Source organism: Leifsonia aquatica H1aii, assembly GCF_000633535.1.
Classification (GTDB): domain Bacteria; phylum Actinomycetota; class Actinomycetes; order Actinomycetales; family Microbacteriaceae; genus Leifsonia; species Leifsonia aquatica_A.
This window is the reverse complement of record NZ_AYMR01000069.1, coordinates 1-1613: the sequence shown is the minus strand read 5'-3', so window position 1 is coordinate 1613 and position 1613 is coordinate 1. Positions and strand designations below refer to the sequence as shown.

The following is a 1613-nucleotide window of genomic DNA, read 5'->3' as shown; positions in this document are numbered from 1 at the left end:
GGCCCGTCGAAGCCGATCGAGGTGAGATCCTCGACGGCGGCGAGCATGTCTGCCTCGGTTGCGGCAGCAACCACCACATGCAGCGAGATCGCGAGCGCCTCACGGTACGACTTCGCGACTGCAAATGCTCCGTGACCCTGCTTCTTCTCGTTGACCGGTGACTTGTCCTGGGGGGTGTCGTACCAGCCCACCTGATCGGTGAACCAGTACGGCACCCCCGCCAGGCGTGTCGGCGGGATCACCCGACCGTCGAGGACAAACGTCATGTGGTGAACACCGCCCTCGACGCCTCACGCGACCACTGCCGCATCGCCAACGACGGAGACTGCTCCGCCGAATGGATCTCCTGGTACACCGTCACCCCACCGACACCGGCACGCGACGCTGCCGACGACGCCGACGCTGCGGTACTGGCCGAGGGAACCGTGACCAGGGTGTCCAGGGTCCGGTTCACCAGCGCCTCCTGACCGGAGACACCATCTACGAATCCCTGCATGGTGAACAGGCCGAGCTCACGGAACACACGCGACGGCGAGTGGATACCCAACGCCGCTTTGAACGGCTCAACGATCCACCCCGGGATGATCTTCAAGAAGAAGTTCCCGATGTTCCGCAGCAACGACCCAGCACCGTCCAGGAGGCCCTGGATCAGGTTCTTACCGACGTCGAGCAGCCACCCCCCAGCACCGGCGAAGACACCCAAGATCGTGCCCGGGATGCCCTGGAAAAAGCCGACGACCTTACCGATGAAGCTGCCGATGCCGGAGATCAACCCGTTCCAGATGTTCGCGAAGAACTGACCGATACCGGCGAAGAACCCCATCACGGAGTTCCACACGTCCTGCATCTGCTTCCCGGCCTGCTTGTTACCCGTCGCCAGGTTCACCAGCCAGGCGATCGCGTCGACTACCCATTGGATAACCGTCGCTAGGACCTGCACGAGCACCTGCAGCACGGGTACGAGCAGCCCGATGATGGGGGTGATCAGCTGCAAAATCGGCTCGAGGAGACCCGCGAGCAGCTGAATGAGCGGGGTGAGGATCGAACCGACAAGCTGCACCAGCGGTGCGATCAGGCTCAGGATGGGCGCCATCAGCGGCACCAGGAGGCCGAATAGCGGCGAGAGCGCGGTGACCAGCTGACCGATGATCGGCACGAGTGTCGAGATCACCGGCATGAGCGCCTTCATCAGAGTGCTGATTACACCGCCGAGCACACCGACGATCTGCCCGATCACCGGGACCAGCGATGTCAGCGCGGCCGAGAATTTCGAGACCAGCAGCGTCGCTACCTGTGTGAGGATCGGCAGCAGCAGTTTCAGCACACTGGAGAGGGTCCCGGCGAGCACGGACGCCACCTGCACGATGGCCGGAAGGATCGACTGCAGCGCCCCACCCAGGGCGCCGCCGAGAGTGGCTGCGAGCTGACCGATGACGCCGGCGATGGTCGGCAGGAGCGGGCCCAGCGCCTTGAACAGCAGCGACACCGGAGACAGCGACTGCCACAGCTGCAGCAGCGGGGGCACCAGCTGAGCGAACACCGGCCCGAGCTGGGCGAATGCCGGAGCCAGCGCCGTGAATACGGATCCGACTGCTTCCCTCACCTGGGCGAAT

2 protein-coding genes are annotated in these 1613 nt (G+C 64.4%); both read right to left on the bottom strand.

What is annotated here, in order from left to right; translation table 11 throughout:
- A partial coding sequence (locus U870_RS0122195; RefSeq protein WP_025159527.1) for a hypothetical protein occupies positions 1–266 on the bottom strand: 266 nt, incomplete at its 3' end.
- The coding region (locus U870_RS0122190) for a phage tail protein (RefSeq protein ID WP_025159526.1) at positions 263–1613 on the bottom strand (1351 nt) is incomplete at its 5' end. The genes U870_RS0122195 and U870_RS0122190, both read right to left, overlap by 4 nt.